Genomic DNA, 25,728 nt, shown 5'->3' with positions numbered 1-25,728 from the left:
TCCGGTTTCATTATTTTTAGGCTATTCATAGAAAAATTTAAATGGATTCAGAAAAGGATAAGGCTCAGGAAGAGCATCAGGAAAAAGTAGACCAGGAATTAGAAGCTTCTGAATCTAATGACAAGACCAGCAGTAAAACGCATGGGGAGATCCTGAAAGAGCAGATCATCGAAGGTTGCGAAACCTATGACCGTAGCGCAAAGAGCATTCTTCTAAGCTCCTTTACTGCCGGTTTGGAGATTGGCTTCAGTTTTCTTATGATTTGTTCTGTGTTCAGCTTTTTTCAGGATAAGGTAACAGAACCTACTTTGTATAAGCTAATTGCTTTGGTGTATCCTATTGGATTTATCCTTGTGGTCCTAGGCCAGTCTATACTTTTTACCGAACAAACCTCTTTATTAACCCTTCCGGTACTTAGCAACAAACGAAGCATTTTAAGCATGCTTAAGATCTGGGGTATTGTGATCCTTGGGAACCTGGTTGGGGGAATCCTGATAGCACTGACGCTATGTTGGATTGGTCCAAACTTGGGGATCTTTGACGCTGAAGTGATCGCAAAAATAGGGGAACATTATGCAGATTACGACCTGCTTACCATTTTGGTTAGCGCGATACTTGCGGGCTGGTTGATGGGCTTGCTAAGCTGGCTGGTGACTTCATCTAAAGATACTAGTTCAGAAATTCTAATTATTTACCTTATAACCGCCGTAATGGGATTCACCGGTTTACATCATAGTATTATTGGTAATATCGAGATCTTTTCGGGAATGCTTGTTTCCAGCGAGATAAACCTTTTTATCTATCTAAAAACCCTGACGACCGCTCTTATAGGGAATGCTTTGGGTGCCACCATCTTTGTCGCGCTGCTGAAATATCGAGCATTTGTTTTCAATGTGAAAATGCCCTAATTCCCTGTTAAATGATATTAAAGCTTTTAGATTCGAGAAGCCTATTTCATAAATTAGAGAAAAAGGAATATTATGGCAGAAGAAAAGAACAAGGAACAGGCAGACTGGCAAAAGAATGCGGGAAGGCCTTCCAATTTTCATGAAAAGGATGATAAATTGAAAAAGGACGGTGATGGCAATCTTAAGGTAAAGAACGAGGATAAAAGAGTGACCAAGGAAGAAGATAAGACCATTCAGGAAACTTTAGACTCCATCAGCGAATCTGAAGATAAAGACTAGAAAGATTTTTTTAAAATATAATTTGAATCCAGTATTTAAATACTGGATTTTTTTATTTTATAAAATTTAAAACGCTGAATAACAGGTGATTGAGTAAATGCTTTATCTTTGCATTCAACTTCCTGACCATGAGCAAACTAAGAATCATTTCTTTCCTGTTCCTTTTGTTTTTTCTGGACGTATTTGGTCAACAGGAATATTCTATTTCCGGTACTGTGGTTACAAACGATGGTGAACCTCTGGCATTTGCAAATATCCTGGTTTTAAGATCTAAGGATTCTACACTGGTAGAAGGGAGTATCGCCGGGGACGATGGGAAATTTAAGCTTTCTGGAATTCCCTCGGAAAATTATTTGGTCATGGCAAGCATGGTAGGATTTGAGCCTGGCTATTCTCCGGAATTTAATTTAACTACAGATATTACTATTGAGACCCTGGTACTTACAGAAGAAGAACTGGAAGAGGTTCAGCTGGAAGGAAGAAAACCGCTTTACCAGCAGAAGATGGATAGGATGATCATAAATGTAGAAAACAGTATTGTTTCGGCCGGTAGTACTGCCTTGGAGATCCTGGAAAGGTCACCTGGCGTGCTGGTAAACCGACAGAATAATACAATTTCTATCGTAGGTAAAGAAGGGGTCGTAGTGATGATCAATGATAAAATATCGTATTTACCTGTATCTACGCTGGTCCAGATGCTGGATGGAATGAGTTCAGACAATATCGTGAGTATCGAACTAATCACCACTCCGCCTGCAAATCTTGACGCCGAAGGCAATGCAGGTTATATCAATATCATCCTGAAAAAATCTACAGATGAGGGGCTAAACGGTTCATTTTCGGTGGCAGCAGGATACAGCAATGCTTTTGTGACCAACAATTCCATCAACCTCAATTACCGCAAAGGAAAATTCAATCTCTTCGGGAATTATTCTTTTTCGATGGATGGGACCGACCAGGTCATACAGCTATCCAGAGAATATACCGAGAAAGGGGACCGGGTTCGAAATTATACTTTTTCAGAACGGGATCCAGATCGAACGGTCTATAATATGAGAACCGGTGTAGATTACGAGCTTTCTGAAAATACTATTATTGGAATCCTGGTGAACGGTTACAGCAATCGCTGGACCATGGAAGCGAGGAATGAAAATACTTTTTTCAGGAATGGTGAGCCAGAATCCTATTTAAATCTCATAAATGACGAGATCAACCACTGGGAACACCTCGGAGCCAATTTCAATATTTCTCATGAATTTTCTGAAGAAGGGAAACTAGATCTCAACGTGGATTATCTCTACTATAAGGATGACAATCCCAACGATTACCTGAATTCATATTTCGACGAAAATCAGGTCTTTTTGGCGGACACTCTCACCAGAAGTACCAAGCTTACTCCCATACACACTTTCGTTGGTGCCCTGGATTATACCAACAAGCTAAATGAAGATCTTAAACTGGAAACCGGACTTAAATTCATCAATAACAATTTTGAGAACGATGTAGCGGTAGAATATTTGATCAATGATATTTGGATCCCAGATCCTTCACTAACCAATAAAAGTAATCTCGACGAACAGATCTACGCAGCCTATATAAGTGCAGAATATAATTTTACTGAAAAAACCGGCGCTAAGCTTGGTTTCCGGTATGAGTATACCAACAGTCAACTGGATACAGATAAACAGGGCAGGGTAGTGGATAGACAATATGGAAGGCTTTTTCCCACCATTTATTTAAACCACAGCTTTAATGACAGTCTAAGCATGAACCTGAGTTACTCCAGACGGATAACCCGGCCAACCTTTAATGACCTGGCGCCATTCGTAATTCTTTTTGATCCTAATACTTTTTTTTCGGGAAATGCTTCACTGCAGCCATCCATTTCTAATGCGGTAAGGTATAGTATCAATTATAAATCTGCGGTCCTGTCTTTAGAATATACGAATGAAGACTCAAGCATTGCCAATTTTCAGGAGCGACTTGATGAAGAAACGGGAAGACTTATTTTTGAAGCCAGCAACCTGGATTATACCAGGACTTTCGGGATCAGTCTAGGTTTTCCCTGGCGTATCTTTAACTGGTGGCGCATGCAGAATAATTTTAATTACGTGAGGCAGCAGGTAAGGGGTTTTTATTATGAAGAGCCTATCCAGCTCAGCCTGGGCAATTTTTCCTGTAATATTTCCAATTCATTCGAATTTGCGGAAACCTGGTCTGCAGAATTAAGTGGTTTCTATGTAAGTGAAGGTTTTTTTGGTACGGCCAAATACGATGCATTCTATAGGATAGATGCTGGGATCTCCAAGAAGTTTGGAGAGGAGGGAGGGAGCCTAAAATTTTCTGTAAGAGATATTCTGGATTCTTTTGAATTTACCGGGGGCACCAATATCCCGGAACAGGACCTGCAAACAAGTAATCTTTTCGATTTTTCTGCACCTACTTTTTTACTGACTTATTCCAGGAGCTTTGGGAACCAAAAGCTCAAATCTTCAAGAGATCGTAAAACGGGAGCCGAAATAGAGAGGCAGCGTGTTTCGGAACAGTAAAGCTGATTTAAAATAACAGGTTTAAATTCGTAAATTAAATGTCTCAAGTGAATTACTATGTACAGATCCCGATTTCAAAATTTCATTTTTAAATATATTTTCTTTTTATCTGGTTTATTATTGCTGAACTCGTGTGGAGGAAGTAAAAATAACATGGAGCAGGAAGATTTTAATGAACTTAGCCAACTGGTTGAAAGTGGTAAATTCGAAATAGAAAATACCTGGGCCATTCCCCTTGGCGGTGGAAATATCAATCTGATAGGGAACCCGAATTCAATTGAAATTATGGGGGATAGCGTAGAGGTTTATTTACCTTATTTCGGCGTAAGACAATCCGGAGGAAGTTATGATGGCGAAGCAGGTATCAAACTTAAGGATAAGATCAGGAATCTGAAGGTTGATGAAGATCCAACTAAGGGAAAGATCGATTTCAAATTTGAAACAAGTCAAAATACAGAAAACCTGAATTTCATAATCAGTCTTTATTCGAATAATAAAGCTCGTACCCAGGTTATTTCAAGCCAGCGAACTAGTATTTCTTATGATGGGATAATAAGCAAACTTGAGAAGAATTAGGAATAAGGTAAATTCCCGGTATATTCCAGGGCCGTTTTAAGATCGGTAAAGTGCATGATGTTACCTTCCTTATAAAAAAGGCGCTCTATGGCTATATTAGTAGTGCCGGTTTTTCCGTGGGTAACTATACTAAAGCTGCGTAGCTGCCGGTTTTGCTCAAAGAACTTATTCCAGTCCTGTGCGATGACGGCATAATCGTAAATACGGTTGGCAAGATAATTCACGTAAAAATCCTTTCCGTAGTAATTTTCGGCGAGGCTTATTACCTCAAGGCCTTTTTCCCAGCCATAGGTGATACCTTCCTTGATTTCGGTCACTATGGTCTTATCCAGAAAAATAACATCGCCAAAATCAAGGTGGTGAACCTCTTTAATGGCTTTGTCTGGAAGAAAGTTAATTACAGAATTAGGATGATAACCCATTGTAGTTAAAACATTTACCTGCAAAAATAAGTCTAAAAAACTAATTATCAGACATTAAGACTCTAAGCATGATGAAATAACACTTGTTCAAGGATGGAATGTTCTTTTTAAAATAATTTTACTTTAGGAAATAGGAAGTAGAGGCAGGAAAATATCTTCGAAAGGAAAATTAGTCTGGAATATAAAGTACGAGGTCTTTCATAGTCTAAATATTCTATTTTACATAATATAAATTATAGGTCATATTGATATATTTTATTATCAATTGATTCTTAGTTCATATCTTATATACGTGCTCATTTCATTTATTAAGATTCACATATTTAGATATCACTAGCATCTACACCAGTTAATGCAATTATAATTTCATTTTAGTTGCTTCCTTTTTTTTCTGCTTCATTTCCTGGAACAATTCTTTGAATAATCCTCTGGCGATAAGAACCTTCATTATTTCGTTGGTACCGGCGTAAATTCTGGCTACTCGATTATCTGCATACATTCGTGCGATTGGATAATCCCACATATATCCATATCCGCCAAATAATTGCAAACATTCATCTACCACTTTATTATGCATATCTGTAGCCGAATATTTTGCCATAGAAGCACTTTCAGCTGTAAGTTTATGTTCTGCCAATAATCCTGTACAGCGATCTACAAAGGCCTGGTGTAATTGTAATTGCGTAGCGCATTCTGCTAATTTGAACTGGGTGTTCTGAAATGCTGCCACAGGCTGTTTAAACGCCTTTCTGGTAGATGTATACTCAATTGTTTCTTCAATAGCGCCCTGAGCTCCTCCAATCGCGTTAAGAGCCACTATCAGTCGCTCCCTGGCCAGTTCTTGCATCATGATCTGAAAACCCTGACCTTCTTCACCCAGTAAATTCTCTTTGGGAACTCTTACGTCATCAAAGAACAATTCACAGGTGTCCTGGGACTTCATTCCAATTTTCTTGAACGGAACTCCCTTTTCAAATCCTTTATAATTGCTTTCTATGAGTAACAAGGAAATTCCCTCACGGTCTGTTCCATTTTGTGTTTTTACGGCCACTAAAGACATATCGCTCAGGTATCCATTGGTAATAAATGTTTTCTGACCATTTACCAGGTAATGATCTCCCTTATCCACGGCCCTGGTTTTAATTGCCTGCAGATCACTCCCACAATCAGGTTCGGTCATTCCCAGAGAGGTGATCAACTTGCCCGAAGCCATCTGTGGAAGATATTTTTGCTTCTGAGCTTCAGATCCATATTTTAAAAGATAAGGCGCAATTACGTCAGAATGAAGTGAAAATCCTGGCCCAGTCACTCCTTTTTTTGCCAGTTCTTCATTAAATAAGGCACTAAAACTGAAATCCATCCCTCCTCCGCCGTATTCTTCAGGCATGTCTATACACAATAAACCCAGTTCGCCGGCTCGCTGCCAAATTTCCCGGCTAACCATTCCCTTTTTTTCCCATTCTTCGATCTGGTCCATTATCTCATGTTCTATGAAATCCTGGATCATCTTCTGGGTCATCTTATGTTCTTCAGATGAATATATTTCCCTTTCTATTAAAACATTTGCCAGCATACCAACTAATTTTTAGAATTTATATTTTCAAGTCTTATCTTATAATCTGAATTAATCAGCCAGATATTTCACAGGGGTATTTGATGCTTACTCTAAAGGACTATCTTAGTTGAATTATCTAAAATTCCTTAAGAGCCATTTTCATAATTCTAATATGAATTCTTTACAGTTTCTTGTCATATTTTCCGCAGTTTCCTTTTTGTTTTTCGGAATCAGTTGCTTTTTTACGGAGCATATGAGGAACGAGTTTATTCGATACGGTTTAAGTAAGCAGTTAAAACTGGTGGGGGCTTTGCAAATAATAGGTGGCCTGGGATTGATTACAGGCTATTATTTTATGCCCTTATTAGGCTTTATCTCTTCTACGGGTTTGGCTCTGCTAATGATTCTCGGCTTTGGGGTTCGCCTGAAGATAAGGGACAGTATTTTACAATCTGCTCCATCATTTATCTATGCCGCGATCAATACCTATATTTCTATAAATTTATACTTTCTTTTTTAGAAAAAACGAGGCAGTTTAAGTTATTTTAGCCTTTAGGGTTGTTTTTCAGGTACTTACTGAACTTTTTATCGAGAAATTCCAGTTTAGGCTGAATATAAGATCTACAAAATGGCCTTTTGGGGTCTGTTGCATAATAATTCCTGATCTCTTCCCTGGAAGCTTTAAAATCGCCGAATTTATAAACCCTGGTTATGAACTTCTTATCCTGTTCAGACAAATTACTTAATATGCTTTCGGCTTCCGCATGCTGATCTTGTTCAAAAGAATAAACGGCTGAAAGATATTTGTAGCGCATACTATGGTCTGATGAACTTTTATGGGTGCTAAGATGTATCCTTATCAGCGTTTTTTGGCTAATTATCTTGGGGTCAAAATGAACGATCACCGCCTCATAGAATAGTTCAGGCTTACTGCTGGTCGAAATATATCCTTGTTCAACCTTGTCAACGCCATTTAAGTATTGAAACACCGCTTCGGTGCACCAGTGACATCCACCTCCAAATCCTATTTTTTCGAGCTTAATCAAACTTAAATCTTAGTTACGATACAAATTGAACTTTAAACTATTACAGAGATAAAATTCTTTAACTCTAAATCATAATTGGTATTTACCAAAAAAAATATAAATACTGTCCATTATTGATCCAAAGACTAAGATCAGTCTTATTTTAATATCAACCTAGTTTCAATATTATCAATAGACTAGGTCTCTATTTCTTGGGAATGATACTTCCATCCTTCCGGAACATTACATCTTTATTCTTTCCTTTTTGTTTGAATTCAACATCAAAGAACTCCCCCTTTTCGGCATTCATCACATGTTCTACCTCGGTGATCTCATATTCTGAATATTCTTCCTTGATCACTTTTTTAACGGCATCGGGAAGATTCTTCTTTTTAATGTCATTCTCGGTCTCTACCCAGCTACCATCTGCATTGAAATCGGCGCGATATTTTTCGCCATCCTTTTTAAAATGTGATTCCCAGTAACCATGATCATCCTGTCTCCAGTCTGGATCATTCTCTTCTGGATATTTTTTCTGAAAAGCCAGTTGTACGGCTTCTGGAACTTCAGATTTCTTATCCTCCTTCTTTTCCTGGCAGCTAAGAATCCCCACACTCAGGCATCCCACCACTAATAACGATAATCTTCTCATGACATAACTTATTAGGATTTATAAAACTAAAAAGCGAGGCATCCTTTAGCCGCCAAGGAAATCATAAATTTTGCTAAAGCTTTCTAATAAATTTTAACCAGCATTTTTCCTTTATTACTTCCGTCAAAAAGTCCGCTCAAGGCTGCAGGCAGGTTTTCAAAACCATCCATGATGGTTTCTTTGTATTTTAGCTTTCCAGATTGCACTAAAGGCTCCATTTCAGCTAGCATTTCGTCCATCCGGTGATTATAATCCCGGGATAAAATACCCTGAATCTTTGCACGGGTATATAACATTTTATGGAGGAATCTTGGACCCATTTCCGGAGTATCCAGGCCGTGATTATACTGGGAGATCTGCCCACAGATCAGGATACGGGCTTTATGATTTATAAGGTTAAATACGGCATCGGTCACATTTCCTCCAACATTATCGTAATAGACATCGATGCCTTCTGGACAGGCTTCTGCCAGTGCTTTGGTCATCTTTTCCAGGCTGTCGTGCTCCTTATAGTTCAGTGCCACGTCAATGCCCAGTTCATTTTGTAGATAATCTATTTTTTCCTGAGTTCCTGCGGTGCCCACTACCCGGCATCCCTTTAATTTTGCCAGCTGCACTACGATGCTTCCTACAGCCCCGGCGGCACCACTAACTACAACCGTATCTGTAGATTTTAATTCACCTTCTTCTAACAGCCCAAAATAGGCTACTCGTGCCGGCATTCCTAAAATGCTTAGGGCCGTTGAAACCGGGATCTTTGGATATAGTTTTCGGGCCTGGTCTGCATTTATTACGGCATACTCCTGCCATCCAGTATAGGCATTCACAAAATCACCGGGGATAAATTTGTCCGATCTTGATTCTATCACTTCTCCCACTACTCCACTTCCCTGGAGGGTATTCAATTCCTGAGGTTTTTCCCAGGTATTATGTATAGACTGATGTATCCTCATATAAGGATCTACACTTACATATTTGGATCTTATGAGAATCTCGTTTTCCTTTAATTCGGAAGTGTCTATAACATCCTTTCTGAGTTCATAATTTTCTGCACCGATCTGGGCTTCCGGTCTTTTTACGTAATACCACTGTTTGTTCTCTAACTTCATATTATAATTTCACTTATCTATATATCGAAATATATAGATGTATCATTGTTTTAAAAAAATCAAATATTTTGCTTCAAGGCATTTATATATTCCAAGATCACCTTTTCATTGCGGCGATAATAGGTCCATTTACCATGCCTGGTAGGTATGATCAAAGAAGCCTTTTGCATCTGGTTTAAATAAGTGGAAATTGTAGATTGAGAGAGCCCTGCCCTTTCCCTTATATGCTGAACACATACACCATCATTAAAATGCCCCAGGTCTTCATGAGGTTTGAAGTTGGCTTCGGGATCCTTTAGCCACCTGAGGATATTCATCCTGGTCTCGTTAGAAAGTGCCTTATTGATCTCGATAATTTCCATGCTGCAAATATATAAAACTCACACATATCTACAAATTGCGATATTTAGATGATAAAAGGAAATGGAAAGAATATTCTATTTTTAAAGAAAAATTCAGGGCTATGTATGAGCTAAAGAGAACGAATTCTGAAGATCCAGATTTTATCGATCTCGTTAAGGAACTGGATCGCTATCTGGCCGTTTGCGACGGAGATGAACATGATTTCTATGATCAGTTCAATAAGCTGGATACCATAAAAAAAGTGGTCGTTCTCTACGAAAATGATAAGCCTGTTGGCTGCGGTGCCATTAAGGAATACCGAAAAAATATTGCCGAAGTTAAGCGAATGTACGTTCTCCCCGACCACAGGAATAAAGGCTACGCCAGTAAGATTTTGGAACAATTAGAAGAATGGGCACTGGAATCTGGGTATGACAAATGTATTCTGGAAACCGGCCTACGACAGACCGAAGCGATCGATTTTTACTATAAGAATAACTACCGGTTAATTCCAAATTATGCTCCCTATGAAGGAATGGAAAATAGCCGGTGTTTTGAAAAAAATCTGAAAGCATAAAAAAAGCGTGGCCCTGGGACCACGCTTTTTATTTAGTTTACCAAAGGCTTATTCCTTTGAATCTTCTATTATTTTTTCTGCATGGATATCAAGTTCTATCACAGGTTTGCCCAGTTTTTTAACTTCCTCAAACTGGGTGGCCTTATCGCCTACCACTACATAGATCATCTCATCTTCACCTAGATATTTCCTAATAACTTCTTTAAAATCTTCCTCGTCCATGTTCATCAATTCTTCCTGCATATCTTCAATGAAGTCTTCAGATTTGTCATATTTGCTCATATCGCGCAGGATGCCCAGTTTAGCCGAAAGGCTTTCAAATGCCCTGGTGTTTTCTTTTAGCAGTTTATCCTGGGTAAGCTTGACCTCCTCGGGACCAAAATCTTCTGCATAGTTTTCTACCATTTCCTCTATGATCTCTAAAGATGATAAGGTTGCGTTCGCTCTTACGCTGGTAGTGATATAAAATGGCGAAACCTCCAGGTTTTCTGAAACCCCGGAATATGCGCCATAAGTATATCCCTTCTCAATTCGCAGGGTTTGGAATAACTTCCCGCTGGAACCACCACCCAGGATCTCGTTGGCGAAAACCAGCTTATTGGCATCCTCATTCTTTTCTGATAGTACCAGTTTACCTATTAAGATAACAGACTGTTTTGCATCTGGCACATCCACGAAATAAAGTGTACCGGGCTCGCCAAGAGCGGCGATCTCATCTTTTTGAAGTCCAGGTGCTTCCTGCTCCCATTTTTCAGCAAGATCTCCCAGAACTTTTTCTACTCTCTCTTTTTCGATGGATCCGGCTATATGAAAGCTGGCATTCTCAGGAGAAAGTTTTGCATAATAGGCCTTAAGGTCTTCCATGCTGATAGCTTCAGATGTTTCCAGGGTACCACTGCCAGGAATACCAAAGCTATGCTGTGGCCCGTAAAGCAATTTATAGAAAACCTTGGAGGCGATTGCCCTTGGATTGGCCTCCTGACCCTTTAAATTGGTCTCCAGGGCTTTCTTTAATCTTTCATATTCAGCCTTGTCCCAGCGTGGCTCCAGGATTATTTCCTGTACCAGCTTCATGGTCTCATTGAAATTCTTGCTTAAACAGGTTCCGGTTATACGAAAATCTTCATTAGAAGAATACATGTTTATCCTGGCTCCTAAAAGACCGATGGCCTCTTCAAGTTCTGCAGGAGTACGTTTTGCCGTACCCTGCATCATAAGATCACCTAGCAGCGAAGCCACTCCGGCCTTGCCATCCGGATCCAGCATTTGTCCACCAGGAATACTTATTTCGAATTCTACCAGTGGTATCTCGTTATTAGTGATACCATATACTTCCATCCCGTTTTTAAGTTCGGCGGTCCAGATCTCCGGAGACCGGAACAATGGCAGATCGCCGAACTCAGGTTCACTGCGATCATATTTGGAGGGAGTTTTTTCATATTCGGCCTCTTCACCCTGGCTAACTTCCTCGCTGGCCACATCATTCTTCACCTCTTCTATCCATACCTCGGCCTTTTCTGAACCTTCAACGGCCAGCTCTGTTTCTCCCTTAGGCACTACGCTGGTCATCACGAAATTATTTCCTTTGATGTATTTATTGTAGACTCTCATAACATCTTCGGCAGTAACAGCATTAGTTAGTTTAGCCGTGGTTCCAAGGTAACCCGGGTCTCCCTTGAATTCATTATCCTGCACCAGCTGAAAGGCTTTGTTCAACACGGTACTTACTCCCTGGTAAAGCTGTGTCTCCAGTTCGGCTTTGATCCTTTTTAGTTCCTTTTCGCTTACACCGTTCTTTTCAAATCTTTCTAAACCTTTCTCTATAGCCAGTTTAACACTATCCAGGTCGGTATTGGCATTAGCCCTAACGCGGAAGATGAATTCCCCAGCCAGTTCGCTACTGCTTTGGTAAGTGCCGATATCCGGAGCCAATTTTCCTTCTTCAACCACCGTCTGGTACAGCGGAGATTTTTTACTTCCGCTTAAAAGCTGTCCTAGAATGCGCAATGCATACATATCCTTATGGTAATCTTCTACCGTAGGATACACCATTCTTAGTTCCGGAAGCTTGGCAAAATTATCCTCGAAATAAAGGGATTTGGTCTTATTTAGTTTAACTGGCATTGGTTCCAAAGCCTTTACCTCTGGCCCACTTGGGATCTCTCCAAACCATTTTTTTACCAGTTCCTTGGTTTCTTGTATATCTATGTCTCCGGCGATCACCAGGGATGCATTGGCTGCACCATAATACTTGTTGTAAAATTCCTTTACATCTTCCAGGGTGGCAGATTGCAGATCTGGTAATTGCCCAATAACGGTCCAGTTATAGGGATGCCCTTCTGGGTACAGGTTTTTCCTGATGATCTCATCGGTATATCCATAAGGCGCGTTATCTACCCTTTCCCTTTTTTCGTTCTTCACTACCTGCTTTTCACGTTCTAATGCAGCTTCGGTCACGGTATTGATCATGTATCCAAACCTGTCTGAATCTATCCAGAGGATCTTTTCAAAAGCGTCTTTAGGCACAACTTCATAGTACACCGTTCCATCGCTCCAGGTACCGCCGTTTCGGCTTCCTCCCCACTCCGGGATCATTTTCCTGTTAGCGCCTACGGGTACATTTTCTGAATCGTTAAAACTCATATGTTCAAAGAAATGAGCGAAACCGGTTTTTCCGGGTTTCTCACGATTAGATCCCACATGCATCATGGTGGCTACGGCCACTATGGGGTCACTATGATCTTCGTGAAGTATGACTTCAAGACCGTTGTCCAGGGTGAATTTCTCATAATCGATCTTGAAATTGAGAGCATCTGAAGCTGACGTCTCATTTTGAGAACAAACATTGCCTGCCATAAAAAAGACCATGGCAAACAATAGGTAAATCTTTCGCATTATTAAGTTTTTATAGGTTTTGAGCCTAAAAATAACAAATCCTGATGAATAAATTTTTATGGTTAAGCGTAGTGTTTTTGTGAAGCCTGATCATTACTTGTTTTCCAGTAGTGGTTCTTTAAAATCTATCATCTTCCTTGCATGTTCCTTGATACCTTTAACATAGTACATTCTCATCAATCCCTTGTTCTTCACCTCTATTTCACCCCGGTGCTCGCAAATAAAATTATGGTCTATAAGTTTATAGGTGCTTTCGGAAATATTGATCTGACCGGGTTCTGAATGCGACTCCATCCTGGAGGCAATATTCACGGTATCTCCCCAGATGTCATAAGCGAATTTCTTGGTGCCTACCACCCCGGCCACCACCGGCCCGGAATTGATCCCGATTTTAATATTGAATTTGATTCTTTCTGAGGCCAGTTCAGATTTTGCCTTAAAAGTGGAAACGAACTCCTGCATCTCGAAAGCCGCCAGGGTAAGTCGTTGGGCATGGTCCTTTACCGGAAAAGGAAGCCCCCCTGCACACATATAGCAATCCCCAAGGGTTTTGATCTTTTCCAGGCCGTATTTCTCTACGATCTCATCGAATTTGGAAAAATAGAAATCCACGCAATCTACCAGTTCTTCCGGGCTCAGCCTTTCTGAATACCTGGTAAAACCAACAAAATCACCAAATAACACGCTTACAGAATCAAATCTTTTTGATTTTACCTTACCTGAGTTCTTGAGTTCCAATGCGGTCTCTTCCGGCAGGATATTCTGAAGCAGGCGATCTGACCGGTTGCGCTCCTTTTCTATTATAGACTTGGTCCTGGATATGAATTTGTTCCGGCGGTACAGGCCGAAGGCTATCAGGCCAATGAACAACATACCAATTCCCGTTGCGACCACGATGGCACTCTGGGTCTTTTCCTTCTGCTCAAGAAGGTCCACTTCGGTCTGTTTCTTGGCTACTTCGTTTTCGGTACGCAGCCGGGCCATTTCCTGTACTGCCTCGATATTTCTTATGCTATCCCTATATAGAATATGATCTTCAAAATGTCCGTAAGCCTTTTCGTAATCGCCGACTGTTTTATTCAGTTCTGCCAGCTTTAAATGGGCTTCGCTGATCTCTTTTTTCAAATTCTGCTGTCTGGACAGGTTGAGACTTTGCTCGGCATAAGAAAAAGCTTTTTCAATATCATTTTTTCGCAGGTAGATATCAGACAAATAAGTAAGATAAACGGCAATGGGATGATAGTCTTCTAGTTCTTCAAGGATCACAATTGCCTGCATGATATTCTTTTCTGCCAGGGAATCATTCCCAGTTTCAGCATAGACCATTCCCGAATTCCCAAAATTATAGGCCAGCCCGATTGGTACATCTAATATTTTAAAAATGATTCCAGACTCCTTAAAATATTGCATCGCGGTATCGTAATTCTTTGTTTTGAGGTATTCGTCTCCTGCATTCAAAAGGGTCGTTGCCAGTACTACGGAATCATTGATCTGCCTTACCTCTTTCAGGCCCTTACGATAATAGGATTTAGCGTTGCTAGAATTTCCCATTTCCGAATAGGTGTCGGCAATGGCGATAAGGACGCCAGCCTTACCAAGTTCGTCGCCGGCCAGTGCAGCATGTTCTTCACTTTTAAAATATGCCTGTAAAGCTTCAATATAATTTCCTAAAGATTGCAAGTGGTTGCCTTTCTGGAGATAACCCGAGTGGGCATATAAGTGATTGGACTGGGTGAGCGCCTTCTCTATCAGCAACACTGAATAGGTTAAGGCAACATTTGGGTCGCTTTCATATTCAGCGATCTCCTGCAAAACCTGCAGTTCATCTTTATAATTTCCTTCTTTGTACGCATGGATGAGACTATCGGCCAGTTTTTGATCCTGCGCCAATAGCGAAATATCTATAAGAAAAATCAGGCCTGTAATGAAACAGGCCATAAGTTTGCTGAACATAGGGAATTCAGTTTACTAAGCTCTTTCAGGTTTTAATTGAAAGTTTTGGATCATCACAATATTCTTCTGAGTCACCATCTATATAAAAGTTGATCGAATAATCTTCGCTTTTTATCTTTTTACCATCCTTGACCGGTTCCTCGTTTACTATGGTCGCGGCATAATTTCCGTTACCTTCATTATAAGGTTCAGTAGAAAAGATACTAGTTTGATCGGCCTTAGGTACTATCTCTATACTCTGGATTCCTGAAGCAAGGTCTGGTACCCAGGTGACGTTCGCCCCGAGCTCGACCTCGGTGTTCAGATTGTTTTCGCCAGAATCACCTACAGAATCTTTTAATTTTAGCTTGGGTGGATCCTCATTCGAATTCTGTAAGGAAACCGTGATAATAACTGCACTGCTCATAATATTAATATTGATTGGTTAATTTTCCTGCACTTAAAAATTATCAGGAGCATAATTTTATGAGGTAGGCTATATGAGAAACAATGCTAAAAACCTGATTGCTATAAATTTAGGTTATTTTCGGGCTAAATGAAGTCTATATAAAGTTAAATAACCGATTTTCAGATAAGAAAGTTCAGATACTATTATTCTGTTTTCACCAGTTCCTTCTGAACGTTGGCAGGAACAGGCTGGTAAGTCGAAAAACTTGACCTGAAGGTGGCCCTTCCCTGAGTTAAAGATCTCAGGTCTGTTGAATATCCGTAAAGTTCTGCTTCAGGCGCAATACATTTTAGCACCTGGTAACTGGCATTGCTTTCTATTCCCTGGATGATCGCCCGGCGGGATTGCAGATCTGTCATCACATTCCCTACCATTTCTTCAGGAACCTTAACAATAAGTTCCAGCGTAGGTTCCAGAAGTTTTGGGTTGGCGTTCAAAAAAGCTTCTTTAAAAGCGTGGGCGCCGGCTATTTTAAAGGAAATATCATTAGAATCTACCGAATGCATCTTTCCATCGTATACCATAACCCTTACATCCCTGATGTATGACCCGGTTAGCGGGCCTTGTTCCATAACTTCAAGGATGCCCTTCATGATAGAAGGCAAATAGCGCTGGTCTATGGCTCCTCCCACTATGCAATTATAGAAGAAGAGCTTACCGCCCCAGGGCAGGTCTACTTCTTCCTTGCCGCGAATATTAAAGCCTTCTGGTTCAGCCATGCCTTCCTCCCAGGGTTCAATCTTCAAATGTACCTGGGCGAATTGCCCGGAACCGCCAGATTGTTTCTTATGCCTGTAATTGGCATTGGCCGATCTTTGTATGGTTTCCCTGAAAGCTATTTTTGGTTTATCGAAGCTTACCTCTACTCCATAGATCTTGTTGAGGGTCCATTCCACGATGGCCAGGTGCAGTTCTCCCTGGCAACCAACAATGAGTTGCTTTCCTTCTTTGGAATAGGAGATCTCTACCGTTGGATCCTGACTATGAATCTTTTTCAAGGCCTCGCTCAGTTTCTCTTCGTCCTTATTGTTCACAGCAGAAATCGCCTTGCTGAACCTTGGTTGTGGATATTCAATTGGTCTTATGATGGTTTCCTGTTCAGAAGAATATAAGCTGTCGTTGGTCTCGGTAGACTTCAATTTTAGAGTTGCGCCAATATCTCCCACGCTCAATCTTGAAACAGAAAGACGCTCTTTCCCGTCCATGATGAATAGCTGGTTCAGGGTTTCGGTCTCCCCGGTCCTGGAATTTATTAATTTATCGTTCAGCCTAACCTCTCCCCTCTTTACCTTAAAGAAACTCAGCTGCCCCAGGTTTGGCTGATGTACGGTCTTAAAAACGAATAATACTGCTGGTTCGTTACTTACCGGGTTTATATCTTCCCCGTTCAGGCTTTGCCCTAATTTAACGTCGGAAGCTGAGGGGCAAACATTATCTATAAAGCCCATCAACCGGCCACTTCCCATATCATTTAGTGCAGAAATGCAGAATACCGGGAATAATTCGTGATTTATCATCCCGGTTTTGATCCCTTTTCTCATTTCATCCTCGGTGAGGCTGCTGTTTTCAAAGAAACTTTCCATTAGCTCTTCGTCATTCTCGGCTGCTTTTTCCACCAATTCGTTATGGAGATGTTCAGCCTTTTCTTTCTGGTCTTCCGGGATCTCCAGTTTCTCAGGCTTTCCACCTTCAGGAGGAAATTTATACATCTTCATTTTAAGCACATCAATGATACATTGGGCACCGTCTTTTTTTAGCGGATATTGTATCTGTACCGCATTATTCCCTACCAGGTTTCGGATAGAATTAAGGCTCTCCTCAAAGTTAAGGCCGGGGTGATCTATCTGGTTTATCACGAATAAGGTTGGTTTCCTGTACCGATCTATATAATTCCAAATGATCTCACTACCCACTTCTACTCCATGTTGCCCGTTGATAAGGGTGACAATGGTATCGGCCACGCGAATCGAGCTGATGACCTCTCCTATAAAATCGTCCAAGCCAGGGGTGTCGATAATGTTGATCTTGTAATTACGCCATTCGGTATGTAGCGGTGTGGCAAAAATGGAGTTTCCCTTTTCGTGTTCTATTTCGTGATGGTCTGAAACCGTATTTCCGGCCTCCACACTGCCTCTTCGGTTAATAAGACCCGCTTCAAAGAGCATGGTTTCGGCAAGGGTAGTTTTGCCGCTGTTATGAGCCCCAACAAAAACTACATTCTTGATGTGTTTTTCATCAAATACTTTCATTGCTTACTATTTTAGAAGGTTCAGCAATAGAAGGAAAGCTTAGAAATAAGGGGTCAGGAAATATCCAGAGTTCGTCTCTTAAAGATAAGCAATACTACTGAAAAATTAATAGCTGGTTCTCATTGCTTTTTCAGAATGCATCCTAAGATTAGGAAATACAGGTTCTTAGTCTGAAAATTCCTTTTTACTTAGCAATATTCCGAAGGCTTTAAGGTCATTTATATTGAGAAGTACTACGGTTATAATTCCCATGATAGGTATTGCTAGGATCATCCCGATAATTCCCCAGACCATGTTCCCAAGAATTACAGATAGGATCACGAAAAAAGGATGTACATCTACCCTCTCCCCAACTACATAAGGTTGTAAGACATAGCTTTCCACGAACTGTGTAATGGTAAAAGTAAGGGCGATACCTATAAGCACATTGGTGTCCCCGGAACTTAGAAACCCGAAGGCGACCGCCATGGTGAATCCAATGACATTCCCTACATATGGAATAAGCGTTAGAACGGCTGCGATCACACTCACAAGGATGAAATTATTCACGCCAGAAATTCCAAGACCAATAGAATATAAAATAGCCAGGAGCCCCATTAGCATTAATTTTCCGATCAGGTACTGAGGCGCAACTTTAGCAGATTTGGTGATTATGGTTTTAACCGTATCCCGTTTTTCATCTGGGAATACCCGCATGATAAAATCTTTAAATACCTGCCGGTAGTTCAATAGGAAGAAAACATATACAAAGGTGAGCAGGTAATTAGCCAGAAAATTTGATAGGCCGCTCATAAAGGTCTTTATCTTTTCACTGGTATCTGAAGGAGCTTTGGAAGATTCCTTTTTTGCTTCCTGAATATCTTCCTGATCTAAAGGAGTATGTTTTAAAGCGAAATTCTTGAATTGCTCAATCTGTGGCTCCATGGTTTTCTTGATCTGCGGCCAGTCTTCTGCAAAAGACCTTACCTGGAAGGAAACCAGGGCCATGAGGCCCACCGAGATCGCGAAAAGAAAAAAGCTGTTCAGAATTGCCGCGACAGGCCTTTTCATTTTTTGTTCCATGCGCTGAGCCAATGGTAAAACTACCAGGCTAAGAATAATGGCTGTGAGCAAAGGCGCGAAGAATCCCTTTGCCTTGGTAAGGCCAAGAAAAAGGAAATAGGTGGCAAGGATTAAAGCTGTGGCGTAAAAAAGCAGTTTTTTTCTGGAAAACATTGGTTAGATTTTCTGGTATGGTAATTCTAATATCGGGAATGTTTCTGCCACTTTCTATTAAAGAAATCAAAAAGCCTCCTTTTAATTTTTCTAATGATTGTAATTACATAGACAATAAAATGCCTGCTTTGGGATGATTTAAACCTCCGATCCACCGAGAGATACGGGAAATATAAAAAATTTTCTACTTGCTTTAGGGCATAAAAAAAGCCCTCTAAAAAGAGGGCTTTCTAAAAAAGATATATCTAATTAGTCGATTACTTCAACATTAATAGCGTTCAATCCTTTTCTACCTTGTTCAGTTTCAAACTGTACTCTGTCATCCTCACGAATTTCGTCGATAAGACCACTTGAGTGTACGAAGATATCTTCGTTAGAATCTTCTGTTTGGATAAAACCAAATCCTTTGGTAGCGTTGAAAAATTTTACTTTACCTTCTTGCATTACTATACTTATTAATTGTTATAAAATACCGTGTTGGTTATAAGATCGTACGGCACCCGATCTATATTTATTTCCAGAATTTTTCTGGAGATAATTAGTCGATTACTTCTACGTTCACGGCGTTAAGGCCTTTTTTGCCTTGTTCTACCTCAAATTGCACACGGTCATCTTCACGAATTTCGTCAATAAGACCACTGGAGTGAACGAAGATATCTTCGTTTGAATCATCGGCTTTAATAAAACCAAATCCCTTGGTGTTATTGAAAAACTTTACTTTACCTTCTTGCATTACTATACTTGTTATTAGTTATATACTTGCCACCTTTGTTTAGAGATCGTGCGACATCCAATCTTAAATTTTTATCCTGCTCTTAGATTATCCATCTTTCCTAGCTGACGAAGCATTTTAAAATGTTCTCCAACTGCCGAAACAAAACTATGTTTATTATGGTAAGGCAAACCGTATTCTTTGGCGGTTTGAGCTACTATATGCGAAATCTTCCTGTAATGAACATGGCAAATATTGGGTAATAAATGATGTTCTATCTGGTAATTAAGCCCACCTATGAACCAGGAGAAAAGCCTGCTTTTAGGTGAAAAATTACTGGTAGTTAATAACTGGTGACTTGCCCAGTCCCCTTCTACGATACCTTCTTCATTAGGTAAAGGATATTCTGTGGTAGGAACTATATGAGCCAGCTGAAATACCGTGGTGATCATTAATCCAGTCACAAAATGCATGCTTATAAAGGCCAGTACCACGATCCACCAGGCTACAGGTGCCATAATGATTGGTAATACCAATACAAAACCAAAGGAGATAGCTTTCCAGCTAATCACTTTAAAAAGTTCCTTATTGAAAGTTTTCCCGTTGAAAAAGCCCATCTTTTTGAACTTGGCCATTCTTACAAAATCTTTCGCGGTAACCCATGATACGGTAGAAAGTCCATAGAAGAACCATGAATAGATATGCTGGAACTTATGTATGCTGTATCTCTTGGTATGAGGGGTAAACCTTAAAAAGAATGGAGGATTAATATCGTCATCTGCCTCCTCAATATTAGTAAAGGTATGGTGAAGTACATTATGCTGTATTCTCCAGATGCTAGCATTTGCCCCAATAATGTTAAGGGTGTAACCCAGGTACTTATTTACGGTTTGATTTTTTGAGTAGGAATTATGTATCGCATCATGCATGATGCCCATTCCAATACCGGCCATCCCGAAACCGCTTAAAATATAAAGACCAAAGATCAACCAAACACTGGATACTATTCCTGTATTAATCACCGCCAGGGGTCCCAGGAAAAGCATAAGCATCATCACCGTTTTCACGATCATACTACCATTAGCATGCTTGCTGATATTATTCGTCTTAAAATAAGAGTTTACCCGGCTTCTAAGAGTCTTGGAAAATTCGGAAGCCCTTCTTTGGGCAAATTTTGGATTATTGATACTGGTACTGTTTTATTTTTTCTGTCTAAATACTGAAGTGAACAAAACTTGAAATCCTGAATGGATCTACTAAAGTGAAGAAAACTAAATTATCTAACGAGGCAAATGTACATTTAAATTATCCATTGCAAGCAGAATAATTCATTAATTTTCAATTATTTACAAAATGCTGAAAATTTCCAGCCTTTTTGAGGCTGGAATATCGTCTTTGGCAGCATTTAGATCTTCTTAACCCTAACGGCGTTAAGTCCTTTCATTCCCTGTTCCAGCTCGAAACTTACCTTATCGTTCTCATCGATCTCATCTATAAGACCAGAAACATGAACAAAATATTTTTCACCGGTTGTTTTCCCAATAATAAAGCCGAAACCTTTTGAGTGATCAAAGAAAGACACCTTACCTTCAGTATCGGTAATTACTTCCTCTTCTTCCCTATCCTCTTTTTTCGGGACAGCGATCTCTATATCTTCTACTTCTACTTCTACTTTCTGCGTTGGATCTGGTGGAGTATCGGTAAGATTTCCATCGGCATCAACATAGGCAATCATATCTTCAAATGACGCTCCTTTGTTGGAATTCTCTTTTCTCTCAAGACGCTTGGCTTCTTTTTCCTTACGTTTTTTGAGCTTCTTTTTTTCTTTTTCTCTTTTGTTTTGGGTTTGTCCGGATCTTGCCATTCACTAAATTTTAATTACTATTCGTTTTCAATTTCAATGCTTTGAACCAACTAAACGAATACCAGAAAAATTTAATGTGTAAGATTATCTTTTGAAGGTTTTATTCAGAGAGAGCAATGGCCGATCTCGGCCTGCATCAAAATTTTGGTAAAGATAGGCATAGGAATCCGGATAATGAAAGATTTGTGGTCGAGACTTTATAAATTATTCTTTTTCATGCAGATATTTGAATACCGCGGTAAAATCCAGATCGGCCATGTTCTTGTGTTTAGCCAGACCGTAGATCTCCTTGGCCGAATTGGTTAAAGGACTGGGTTCTCCCAGTTCGTATGCTGTTTCGGTAAACAGGTGCAGGTCCTTTTGCAGGTGTTTTAAAGGGAAATTGGCCTCGTATTCGTTATTTTCTATCCTGCTGCGGAAGGCTTCCAGAATGGGAGCCGTTACTGGGGTTTTTAAAAGTATATCCAGCCCCGTTTTCTTATCTATTCCCATGGCCATTCCAAGGTTCAGGCTTTCAGAAAACGCCAGGATACTTTGTCCCAGAAGCTGGTTGATCATGATCTTAAGTGCGGAGCCTTTCCCGGCCTCTCCTATATAAATGGCATCCTTGCCCATCTTTAGCAGAATGGGTTTCACCTGGTCGAAATCTTCCTTTTCACCTCCACAGAGGAAAAGCAGTTCGGCATCTTCTGCAGGCTTTTTAGAACCGGAAACCGGTGCATCCATGAAATGTATGCCTTGCTCCCTTGCAACGCTTGCCATTTTCTTACTGAAAGATGGATTCACCGTACTTGAATCCACCCAAAGTGAATTTTTAGGGATGGCCTCCAAAAACCCCTCTTCTCCCAGGGCCATTTCTTCCACCACCTCCGGTTTCTCCAGCATAGTGAATAGAATATCCACGTCTTTAGACGCATTAGCTGCAGTTCCCGCCCAATATGCCCCGTTCTCAATAAGCTCGTTCGCCTTGCTTTTAGTACGATTATAAACCTTCAGGTCGTAACCTGCTTTCAAAAGGTTCATGGCCATTCGGCTTCCCATAATTCCTAAACCAATAAATCCTATTTTCATAGCCTTTGTTTTCCTTCAAATTTATAGCATAAGCCCTTAGCTTCAAACACTTGAATGATTTTAGCAAAAGTTTATGATGATTTAAAAGGTTAACTGGTTTCTGAAAATTAATTTGAAAGAAAAAATCATGAAAGCAGTTGGATTCAAAAAATCCTTGCCTATAGAGGATTCAGAAAGTTTTATAGATTTTGAAAGCGATAAGCCTAAACCCGGCAAACGTGACCTTCTGGTAAAGATCAAAGCCATTTCGGTTAATCCGGTAGATTATAAGGTAAGGCAAAGTGCCGCGAAAGATAAAGAACTTGATGAGCCAAAGATCATTGGCTGGGATGCTTCGGGAATAGTTGAAGATGTTGGAGAAGAAGTAAGTCTCTTCAAAAAAGGAGATGAAGTATTTTATTCTGGAGATCTTAATAGGCCGGGATGTTATGCTGAATACCAGGCGGTAGATGAACGCATTGTTGCAGGTAAACCAGAAAAACTCTCCTGGGAAGACGCTGCCGCTCTACCCCTTACCAGCCTTACGGCCTGGGAATGTATCTTCGACCGTATGCGTATCCAGGAAAATGAAGGCAAGAATAAAAGCATCTTGGTAATCGGTGGCGCCGGGGGTGTTGGGTCCATCGCCATTCAGATCCTCAAACAGCTTACCCAGTTAAAGGTCATAGCCACCGCCTCCAGGGAGGTTACGAAAACCTGGTGTAAAAAGATGGGAGCAGATGTGGTGGTGGATCATAAAAACCTGAAGGAAAATATGAAAGACGAGGCCAGAGTTGATTATATACTGAACTTTGCAGATACTTCAGGCCACTGGGAAGAGATGGCAGAGCTTATTGCCCCGCAGGGAGCCATCTGTTGTGTGGTGAATACCACCGAAAATGTGGATCTTAACCTGCTGAAGAATAAAAGTGTGAGTTTTCACTGGGAACTCATGTTCACCAGACCCATGTTCACTACCCAGGATATGATCGCCCAACATCATATTCTTGACCGGATAAGAGCTTTAGTAGACGATGCTAAAATAGAATCTACTGCAAACGAATATTTTAATGGACTTACCGCGAACACCATTAAAGAAGTTCATAAACTGCAGGAATCCGGAAAATCTATCGGTAAGAATGTAATTAAGTTCTAAGATAGATTTCAACAAAAAAGGGAAAACCGGATGATTTCGATTTTCCCTTTCTTTTAATTGAAAAGAATATTTAAGCGTTCTTCTCAAAAGAGATCTTGGCGTTTACAGCATAAGAAGTGATAGCATCGCCTTTTACATGTGCTTTCATCTCCTTGACATAAACAGACCTAATATTGTTTATAGATTTCGCTGCTTCCTTTACTGCGTTTTTAGTAGCATCGTCAAAACTCTTTTCTGAAGTTGCGATCACTTCAATTACCTTAATAATTCCCATTGGTTTATAATTTTTTGGTTGAACATTTATTTCTTATTTAATGTACCTATTAATGAGCTGCATATCAAATGATTAACACAAGATTATAAAGCGGGAAAAATTAGCAGGGGAATCAAAGTATAAACCTATTGTTTCACTGGTACAAGATAAACAGGGATCTTGGTCTTTTCCAGGATCCTGCTGGCAGTGGTGCCCATTAAAACCTTTTCCAGTACTGAATGGCTATGGGTTCCCAAAACGATCATATCTGCCTTCCACTCGGCCGCGTACTCAAGAATTGCATGAGATGTAGGACCATCGGCCAGATGAGTTGTGACACTAGGATCGTCTAAGTGATTGGCGACGGTTTCCAGATAGTTTTTGGCAACTTCCCTTAGTTCTGAAATTACATTGATATCTACCTGCATCTCATTGTATCCCTCATACCCCATAAAACTGGGATAATTAACCCCATAATAGCTAACATCTGCCAGCACATGAATAAGGCATACCTTTGCTCCCAGCTTTTTAGCCAATTCATATCCCTTTTTCGCAACGATCTCCGATTTCGGATTATAATCCAACCCGATAAGAACTTTTTTCATAGTAATAGAATTAAAATCTGCTTCTTCTAAGTTAGTTAATTTTAAGAATCCCTCAAGAACTTGAATAAAGCAGATCCTAATTTTTTGAAATTTATCATTTCCCCGTTCCGGCGAAAGCGTCTACAGGTTTCTCAAAGGCAACATACAGCAGGCAGGGTTCGTTACCTACGCATTTTGCCTTATGGGGTTTTTTAGAAGGTCCATAGGCATAATACCCAGACTTTAGGGTTTTAGTAGCTTCACCTTCATAGGTTACGGTCATCTCCCCCTGGATAAGAATCATTCTTTCTGCAGAATTATGCCAGTGTTCCGGGATATCTGTTCCCGGCTGAAATTTGAAAACAGCATCTGCATTGTTCTTAGCGGGATCGCCATGCAGAATGGCTACATTACAACCGTTGGGAATGATCTCCGGGCAATTGCCCCATTCCATACTGCTATCGTGAATATTTATTGCTACCGAATTTTCAGCCTGACCATAGGAGTTTAAAATAAAGCATAAACCTGCCATAAGGAACAGGAAAGCCGTTGACCTGATGTTTTTAATAATAGCATTCATTTTGATTAGGATTTAATTGGTTATTAACTCTTTTTCGCAGAATTACCTAAACGAAGGATCTTCTACGTATCAACCAAATAATATAACAGATTCTCAGGCTTCAGGAAATGGGTACTTATACCTAATATCGTTGTATAAAAATGCTTGGAAATATGATTTTCATCATATAAAAAACTGTACTTCAAGCTGTTGAATTTTCGTTTTTGGTTTAAATTTATATAGGTAAAAATCAATAAAATTCACTGTTATGAGAACTACACGAGAATCGGCCAGGGAGGCCAGCCATAAAAACCTGGTGCATATACTTACCACCCTTTTGGAAAAGAATTATGATGCAGAGAAAGGTTATAAAAAAGCGCTGGAGCATACCAGCAACCCTGACCTAAGAAATTTTATAAAAGGACAGGCTGTGCAACGCAATCATTTTGCTACTGAACTTGACAAACATATACATATGCTAAATGAGCATCCTAAGGATAAAAATACCGGAAGCGCCCTGGGAACAATTCACCGCTTTTGGATGGATGTAAAAAGTACCTGGAGTAAAAAAGACGACGAAGCAATCCTCGAGGAATGTATAAGGGGCGAAAAGGCCAGTTTAAAGGAATATGAAGAAAAGCTTGAAAAAAATATTCTTAGCCCCGAGATCAAGGCACTTTTAGAGAGCCACCGGGACAAGATAAAAAGAACCGTTAGGCAGATCAAGATCCTGGAAGATCTTAAGGCTTAAAATAGAAAGAGCCGGGTTTTACTGGCTCTTCTCTTAATTTGTTTT

27 protein-coding genes are annotated in these 25,728 nt (G+C 40.1%); 8 read left to right on the top strand and 19 right to left on the bottom strand.

Translation table 11 applies throughout. The features are described 5' to 3' along the window. Positions 1-41 precede the first annotated feature (41 nt). From FLP08_RS09500 to FLP08_RS09485, 4 genes are all read left to right on the top strand, one after another. Positions 42-908 carry a formate/nitrite transporter family protein gene (locus FLP08_RS09500; RefSeq protein ID WP_156276306.1) on the top strand — a complete coding sequence of 289 codons (867 nt, stop codon included), beginning with the start codon at positions 42-44 and terminating at the stop codon, positions 906-908. Positions 909-980: 72 nt separating this feature from the next. Continuing rightward, positions 981-1,187 carry a hypothetical protein gene (locus FLP08_RS09495; RefSeq protein WP_156276304.1) on the top strand — a complete coding sequence of 69 codons (207 nt, stop codon included), beginning with the start codon at positions 981-983 and terminating at the stop codon, positions 1,185-1,187. 128 nt (positions 1,188-1,315) lie between these two features. After that, positions 1,316-3,736 carry an outer membrane beta-barrel family protein gene (locus tag FLP08_RS09490; protein WP_156276302.1) on the top strand — a complete coding sequence of 807 codons (2,421 nt, stop codon included), beginning with the start codon at positions 1,316-1,318 and terminating at the stop codon, positions 3,734-3,736. 57 nt (positions 3,737-3,793) lie between these two features. Beyond that, complete coding sequence (locus tag FLP08_RS09485; protein ID WP_156276300.1) at positions 3,794-4,312, top strand: DUF4251 domain-containing protein; 519 nt, start codon at positions 3,794-3,796, stop codon at positions 4,310-4,312. Here the strand turns inward: FLP08_RS09485 and FLP08_RS09480 are convergent. Beyond that, on the bottom strand, positions 4,309-4,734 hold the full coding sequence (locus FLP08_RS09480) for a hypothetical protein (protein WP_156276298.1): 426 nt from the start codon (positions 4,732-4,734) through the stop codon (positions 4,309-4,311). The genes FLP08_RS09485 and FLP08_RS09480 overlap by 4 nt on opposite strands. 358 nt (positions 4,735-5,092) lie before the next feature. After that, positions 5,093-6,307, bottom strand: coding sequence for an acyl-CoA dehydrogenase family protein (locus tag FLP08_RS09475; protein ID WP_156276296.1), 1,215 nt, complete (start codon positions 6,305-6,307; stop codon positions 5,093-5,095). A 154-nt stretch (positions 6,308-6,461) separates the two neighbouring features. Between FLP08_RS09475 and FLP08_RS09470 the strand changes: the two genes are divergently transcribed. Then, positions 6,462-6,809 carry a DoxX family protein gene (locus FLP08_RS09470; protein WP_156276294.1) on the top strand — a complete coding sequence of 116 codons (348 nt, stop codon included), beginning with the start codon at positions 6,462-6,464 and terminating at the stop codon, positions 6,807-6,809. A gap of 25 nt (positions 6,810-6,834) precedes the next feature. Here FLP08_RS09470 and FLP08_RS09465 read toward each other — a convergent pair whose 3' ends face one another. The 4 genes from FLP08_RS09465 to FLP08_RS09450 all read right to left on the bottom strand — a co-directional run bounded on the left by FLP08_RS09465 (position 6,835) and on the right by FLP08_RS09450 (position 9,437). Next, entirely contained in the window at positions 6,835-7,335 is a 501-nt protein-coding gene (locus FLP08_RS09465; protein ID WP_156276292.1) for a peptide-methionine (S)-S-oxide reductase, read from the bottom strand. A gap of 184 nt (positions 7,336-7,519) precedes the next feature. Continuing rightward, a complete protein-coding gene (locus FLP08_RS09460; RefSeq protein WP_156276290.1) occupies positions 7,520-7,966 on the bottom strand; it encodes a PepSY-like domain-containing protein in 447 nt (148 codons plus the stop codon). 83 nt (positions 7,967-8,049) lie between these two features. Further along, positions 8,050-9,075: an NADP-dependent oxidoreductase gene (locus FLP08_RS09455; RefSeq protein WP_156276288.1), complete on the bottom strand. Its 1,026-nt coding sequence runs from the start codon at positions 9,073-9,075 to the stop codon at positions 8,050-8,052. Between the two features lie 59 nt (positions 9,076-9,134). Then, entirely contained in the window at positions 9,135-9,437 is a 303-nt protein-coding gene (locus FLP08_RS09450) for an ArsR/SmtB family transcription factor (protein ID WP_156276286.1), read from the bottom strand. 101 nt (positions 9,438-9,538) lie between these two features. Between FLP08_RS09450 and FLP08_RS09445 the strand changes: the two genes are divergently transcribed. Beyond that, the gene (locus FLP08_RS09445; protein WP_156276284.1) at positions 9,539-9,994 is read left to right on the top strand and encodes a GNAT family N-acetyltransferase; all 456 of its coding nucleotides are present in this window, start codon (positions 9,539-9,541) and stop codon (positions 9,992-9,994) included. Positions 9,995-10,042: 48 nt separating this feature from the next. Here FLP08_RS09445 and FLP08_RS09440 read toward each other — a convergent pair whose 3' ends face one another. From FLP08_RS09440 to FLP08_RS09395, 10 genes are all read right to left on the bottom strand, one after another. Next, the gene (locus tag FLP08_RS09440; protein WP_156276282.1) at positions 10,043-12,889 is read right to left on the bottom strand and encodes a M16 family metallopeptidase; all 2,847 of its coding nucleotides are present in this window, start codon (positions 12,887-12,889) and stop codon (positions 10,043-10,045) included. Positions 12,890-12,982: 93 nt separating this feature from the next. After that, on the bottom strand, positions 12,983-14,842 hold the full coding sequence (locus FLP08_RS09435) for an adenylate/guanylate cyclase domain-containing protein (protein WP_156276280.1): 1,860 nt from the start codon (positions 14,840-14,842) through the stop codon (positions 12,983-12,985). 25 nt (positions 14,843-14,867) lie between these two features. After that, positions 14,868-15,248: a hypothetical protein gene (locus tag FLP08_RS09430; RefSeq protein WP_156276278.1), complete on the bottom strand. Its 381-nt coding sequence runs from the start codon at positions 15,246-15,248 to the stop codon at positions 14,868-14,870. Positions 15,249-15,433: 185 nt separating this feature from the next. After that, positions 15,434-17,539: an elongation factor G gene (locus FLP08_RS09425; RefSeq protein WP_156276276.1), complete on the bottom strand. Its 2,106-nt coding sequence runs from the start codon at positions 17,537-17,539 to the stop codon at positions 15,434-15,436. Between the two features lie 165 nt (positions 17,540-17,704). Beyond that, complete coding sequence (locus FLP08_RS09420; protein WP_156276274.1) at positions 17,705-18,754, bottom strand: AI-2E family transporter; 1,050 nt, start codon at positions 18,752-18,754, stop codon at positions 17,705-17,707. Between the two features lie 249 nt (positions 18,755-19,003). Continuing rightward, complete coding sequence (locus FLP08_RS09415) at positions 19,004-19,198, bottom strand: cold-shock protein (protein WP_156276272.1); 195 nt, start codon at positions 19,196-19,198, stop codon at positions 19,004-19,006. Positions 19,199-19,292: 94 nt separating this feature from the next. Next, a complete protein-coding gene (locus FLP08_RS09410; protein ID WP_011709462.1) occupies positions 19,293-19,487 on the bottom strand; it encodes a cold-shock protein in 195 nt (64 codons plus the stop codon). Positions 19,488-19,558: 71 nt separating this feature from the next. Beyond that, on the bottom strand, positions 19,559-20,539 hold the full coding sequence (locus FLP08_RS09405) for a fatty acid desaturase family protein (RefSeq protein WP_156276270.1): 981 nt from the start codon (positions 20,537-20,539) through the stop codon (positions 19,559-19,561). A gap of 332 nt (positions 20,540-20,871) precedes the next feature. Then, entirely contained in the window at positions 20,872-21,330 is a 459-nt protein-coding gene (locus FLP08_RS09400; protein WP_156276268.1) for a cold-shock protein, read from the bottom strand. Between the two features lie 204 nt (positions 21,331-21,534). After that, a complete protein-coding gene (locus FLP08_RS09395) occupies positions 21,535-22,401 on the bottom strand; it encodes an NAD(P)-dependent oxidoreductase (RefSeq protein WP_156276266.1) in 867 nt (288 codons plus the stop codon). 127 nt (positions 22,402-22,528) lie between these two features. Here FLP08_RS09395 and FLP08_RS09390 point away from each other — a divergent pair, with 127 nt between their 5' ends. Then, the gene (locus tag FLP08_RS09390; protein ID WP_156276264.1) at positions 22,529-23,536 is read left to right on the top strand and encodes a zinc-binding alcohol dehydrogenase family protein; all 1,008 of its coding nucleotides are present in this window, start codon (positions 22,529-22,531) and stop codon (positions 23,534-23,536) included. A 70-nt stretch (positions 23,537-23,606) separates the two neighbouring features. Here FLP08_RS09390 and FLP08_RS09385 read toward each other — a convergent pair whose 3' ends face one another. From FLP08_RS09385 to FLP08_RS09375, 3 genes are all read right to left on the bottom strand, one after another. Then, entirely contained in the window at positions 23,607-23,810 is a 204-nt protein-coding gene (locus FLP08_RS09385) for a dodecin family protein (protein WP_156276262.1), read from the bottom strand. A gap of 125 nt (positions 23,811-23,935) precedes the next feature. Continuing rightward, positions 23,936-24,394, bottom strand: a complete 459-nt coding sequence (locus FLP08_RS09380; RefSeq protein ID WP_156276260.1) for a universal stress protein — start codon at positions 24,392-24,394, stop codon at positions 23,936-23,938. A 94-nt stretch (positions 24,395-24,488) separates the two neighbouring features. Continuing rightward, the gene (locus FLP08_RS09375; protein WP_156276258.1) at positions 24,489-24,953 is read right to left on the bottom strand and encodes a cupin domain-containing protein; all 465 of its coding nucleotides are present in this window, start codon (positions 24,951-24,953) and stop codon (positions 24,489-24,491) included. Positions 24,954-25,200: 247 nt separating this feature from the next. On the opposite strand from FLP08_RS09375, the gene FLP08_RS09370 reads away from it, so the two are divergent. Then, entirely contained in the window at positions 25,201-25,683 is a 483-nt protein-coding gene (locus tag FLP08_RS09370; RefSeq protein ID WP_156276256.1) for a ferritin-like domain-containing protein, read from the top strand. Positions 25,684-25,728 lie beyond the last annotated feature (45 nt).

The organism is Christiangramia aestuarii (assembly GCF_009735585.1).
GTDB classification, from domain to species: domain Bacteria; phylum Bacteroidota; class Bacteroidia; order Flavobacteriales; family Flavobacteriaceae; genus Christiangramia; species Christiangramia aestuarii.
Note: the sequence above shows the minus strand (reverse complement) of the source record. Positions and strands in the feature narration are given on the sequence as shown.

Excerpts from the sequence above, each read along its gene's own strand:
- FLP08_RS09420 (WP_156276274.1), bottom strand. The coding sequence starts at position 18,754 with ATGTTTTCCAGAAAAAAACTGCTTTTTTACGCCACAGCTTTAATCCTT.
- FLP08_RS09440 (WP_156276282.1), bottom strand. The coding sequence starts at position 12,889 with ATGCGAAAGATTTACCTATTGTTTGCCATGGTCTTTTTTATGGCAGGC.
- FLP08_RS09435 (WP_156276280.1), bottom strand. The coding sequence starts at position 14,842 with ATGTTCAGCAAACTTATGGCCTGTTTCATTACAGGCCTGATTTTTCTT.
- FLP08_RS09430 (WP_156276278.1), bottom strand. The coding sequence starts at position 15,248 with ATGAGCAGTGCAGTTATTATCACGGTTTCCTTACAGAATTCGAATGAG.
- FLP08_RS09470 (WP_156276294.1), top strand. The coding sequence starts at position 6,462 with ATGAATTCTTTACAGTTTCTTGTCATATTTTCCGCAGTTTCCTTTTTG.
- FLP08_RS09390 (WP_156276264.1), top strand. The coding sequence starts at position 22,529 with ATGAAAGCAGTTGGATTCAAAAAATCCTTGCCTATAGAGGATTCAGAA.
- FLP08_RS09485 (WP_156276300.1), top strand. The coding sequence starts at position 3,794 with ATGTACAGATCCCGATTTCAAAATTTCATTTTTAAATATATTTTCTTT.
- FLP08_RS09405 (WP_156276270.1), bottom strand. The coding sequence starts at position 20,539 with ATGATCGTGAAAACGGTGATGATGCTTATGCTTTTCCTGGGACCCCTG.
- FLP08_RS09475 (WP_156276296.1), bottom strand. The coding sequence starts at position 6,307 with ATGCTGGCAAATGTTTTAATAGAAAGGGAAATATATTCATCTGAAGAA.
- FLP08_RS09410 (WP_011709462.1), bottom strand. The coding sequence starts at position 19,487 with ATGCAAGAAGGTAAAGTAAAGTTTTTCAATAACACCAAGGGATTTGGT.
- FLP08_RS09400 (WP_156276268.1), bottom strand. The coding sequence starts at position 21,330 with ATGGCAAGATCCGGACAAACCCAAAACAAAAGAGAAAAAGAAAAAAAG.
- FLP08_RS09500 (WP_156276306.1), top strand. The coding sequence starts at position 42 with ATGGATTCAGAAAAGGATAAGGCTCAGGAAGAGCATCAGGAAAAAGTA.
- FLP08_RS09425 (WP_156276276.1), bottom strand. The coding sequence starts at position 17,539 with ATGAAAGTATTTGATGAAAAACACATCAAGAATGTAGTTTTTGTTGGG.
- FLP08_RS09480 (WP_156276298.1), bottom strand. The coding sequence starts at position 4,734 with ATGGGTTATCATCCTAATTCTGTAATTAACTTTCTTCCAGACAAAGCC.
- FLP08_RS09375 (WP_156276258.1), bottom strand. The coding sequence starts at position 24,953 with ATGAATGCTATTATTAAAAACATCAGGTCAACGGCTTTCCTGTTCCTT.
- FLP08_RS09490 (WP_156276302.1), top strand. The coding sequence starts at position 1,316 with ATGAGCAAACTAAGAATCATTTCTTTCCTGTTCCTTTTGTTTTTTCTG.
- FLP08_RS09460 (WP_156276290.1), bottom strand. The coding sequence starts at position 7,966 with ATGAGAAGATTATCGTTATTAGTGGTGGGATGCCTGAGTGTGGGGATT.
- FLP08_RS09395 (WP_156276266.1), bottom strand. The coding sequence starts at position 22,401 with ATGAAAATAGGATTTATTGGTTTAGGAATTATGGGAAGCCGAATGGCC.
- FLP08_RS09455 (WP_156276288.1), bottom strand. The coding sequence starts at position 9,075 with ATGAAGTTAGAGAACAAACAGTGGTATTACGTAAAAAGACCGGAAGCC.
- FLP08_RS09450 (WP_156276286.1), bottom strand. The coding sequence starts at position 9,437 with ATGGAAATTATCGAGATCAATAAGGCACTTTCTAACGAGACCAGGATG.
- FLP08_RS09415 (WP_156276272.1), bottom strand. The coding sequence starts at position 19,198 with ATGCAAGAAGGTAAAGTAAAATTTTTCAACGCTACCAAAGGATTTGGT.
- FLP08_RS09495 (WP_156276304.1), top strand. The coding sequence starts at position 981 with ATGGCAGAAGAAAAGAACAAGGAACAGGCAGACTGGCAAAAGAATGCG.
- FLP08_RS09445 (WP_156276284.1), top strand. The coding sequence starts at position 9,539 with ATGTATGAGCTAAAGAGAACGAATTCTGAAGATCCAGATTTTATCGAT.
- FLP08_RS09370 (WP_156276256.1), top strand. The coding sequence starts at position 25,201 with ATGAGAACTACACGAGAATCGGCCAGGGAGGCCAGCCATAAAAACCTG.
- FLP08_RS09380 (WP_156276260.1), bottom strand. The coding sequence starts at position 24,394 with ATGAAAAAAGTTCTTATCGGGTTGGATTATAATCCGAAATCGGAGATC.
- FLP08_RS09385 (WP_156276262.1), bottom strand. The coding sequence starts at position 23,810 with ATGGGAATTATTAAGGTAATTGAAGTGATCGCAACTTCAGAAAAGAGT.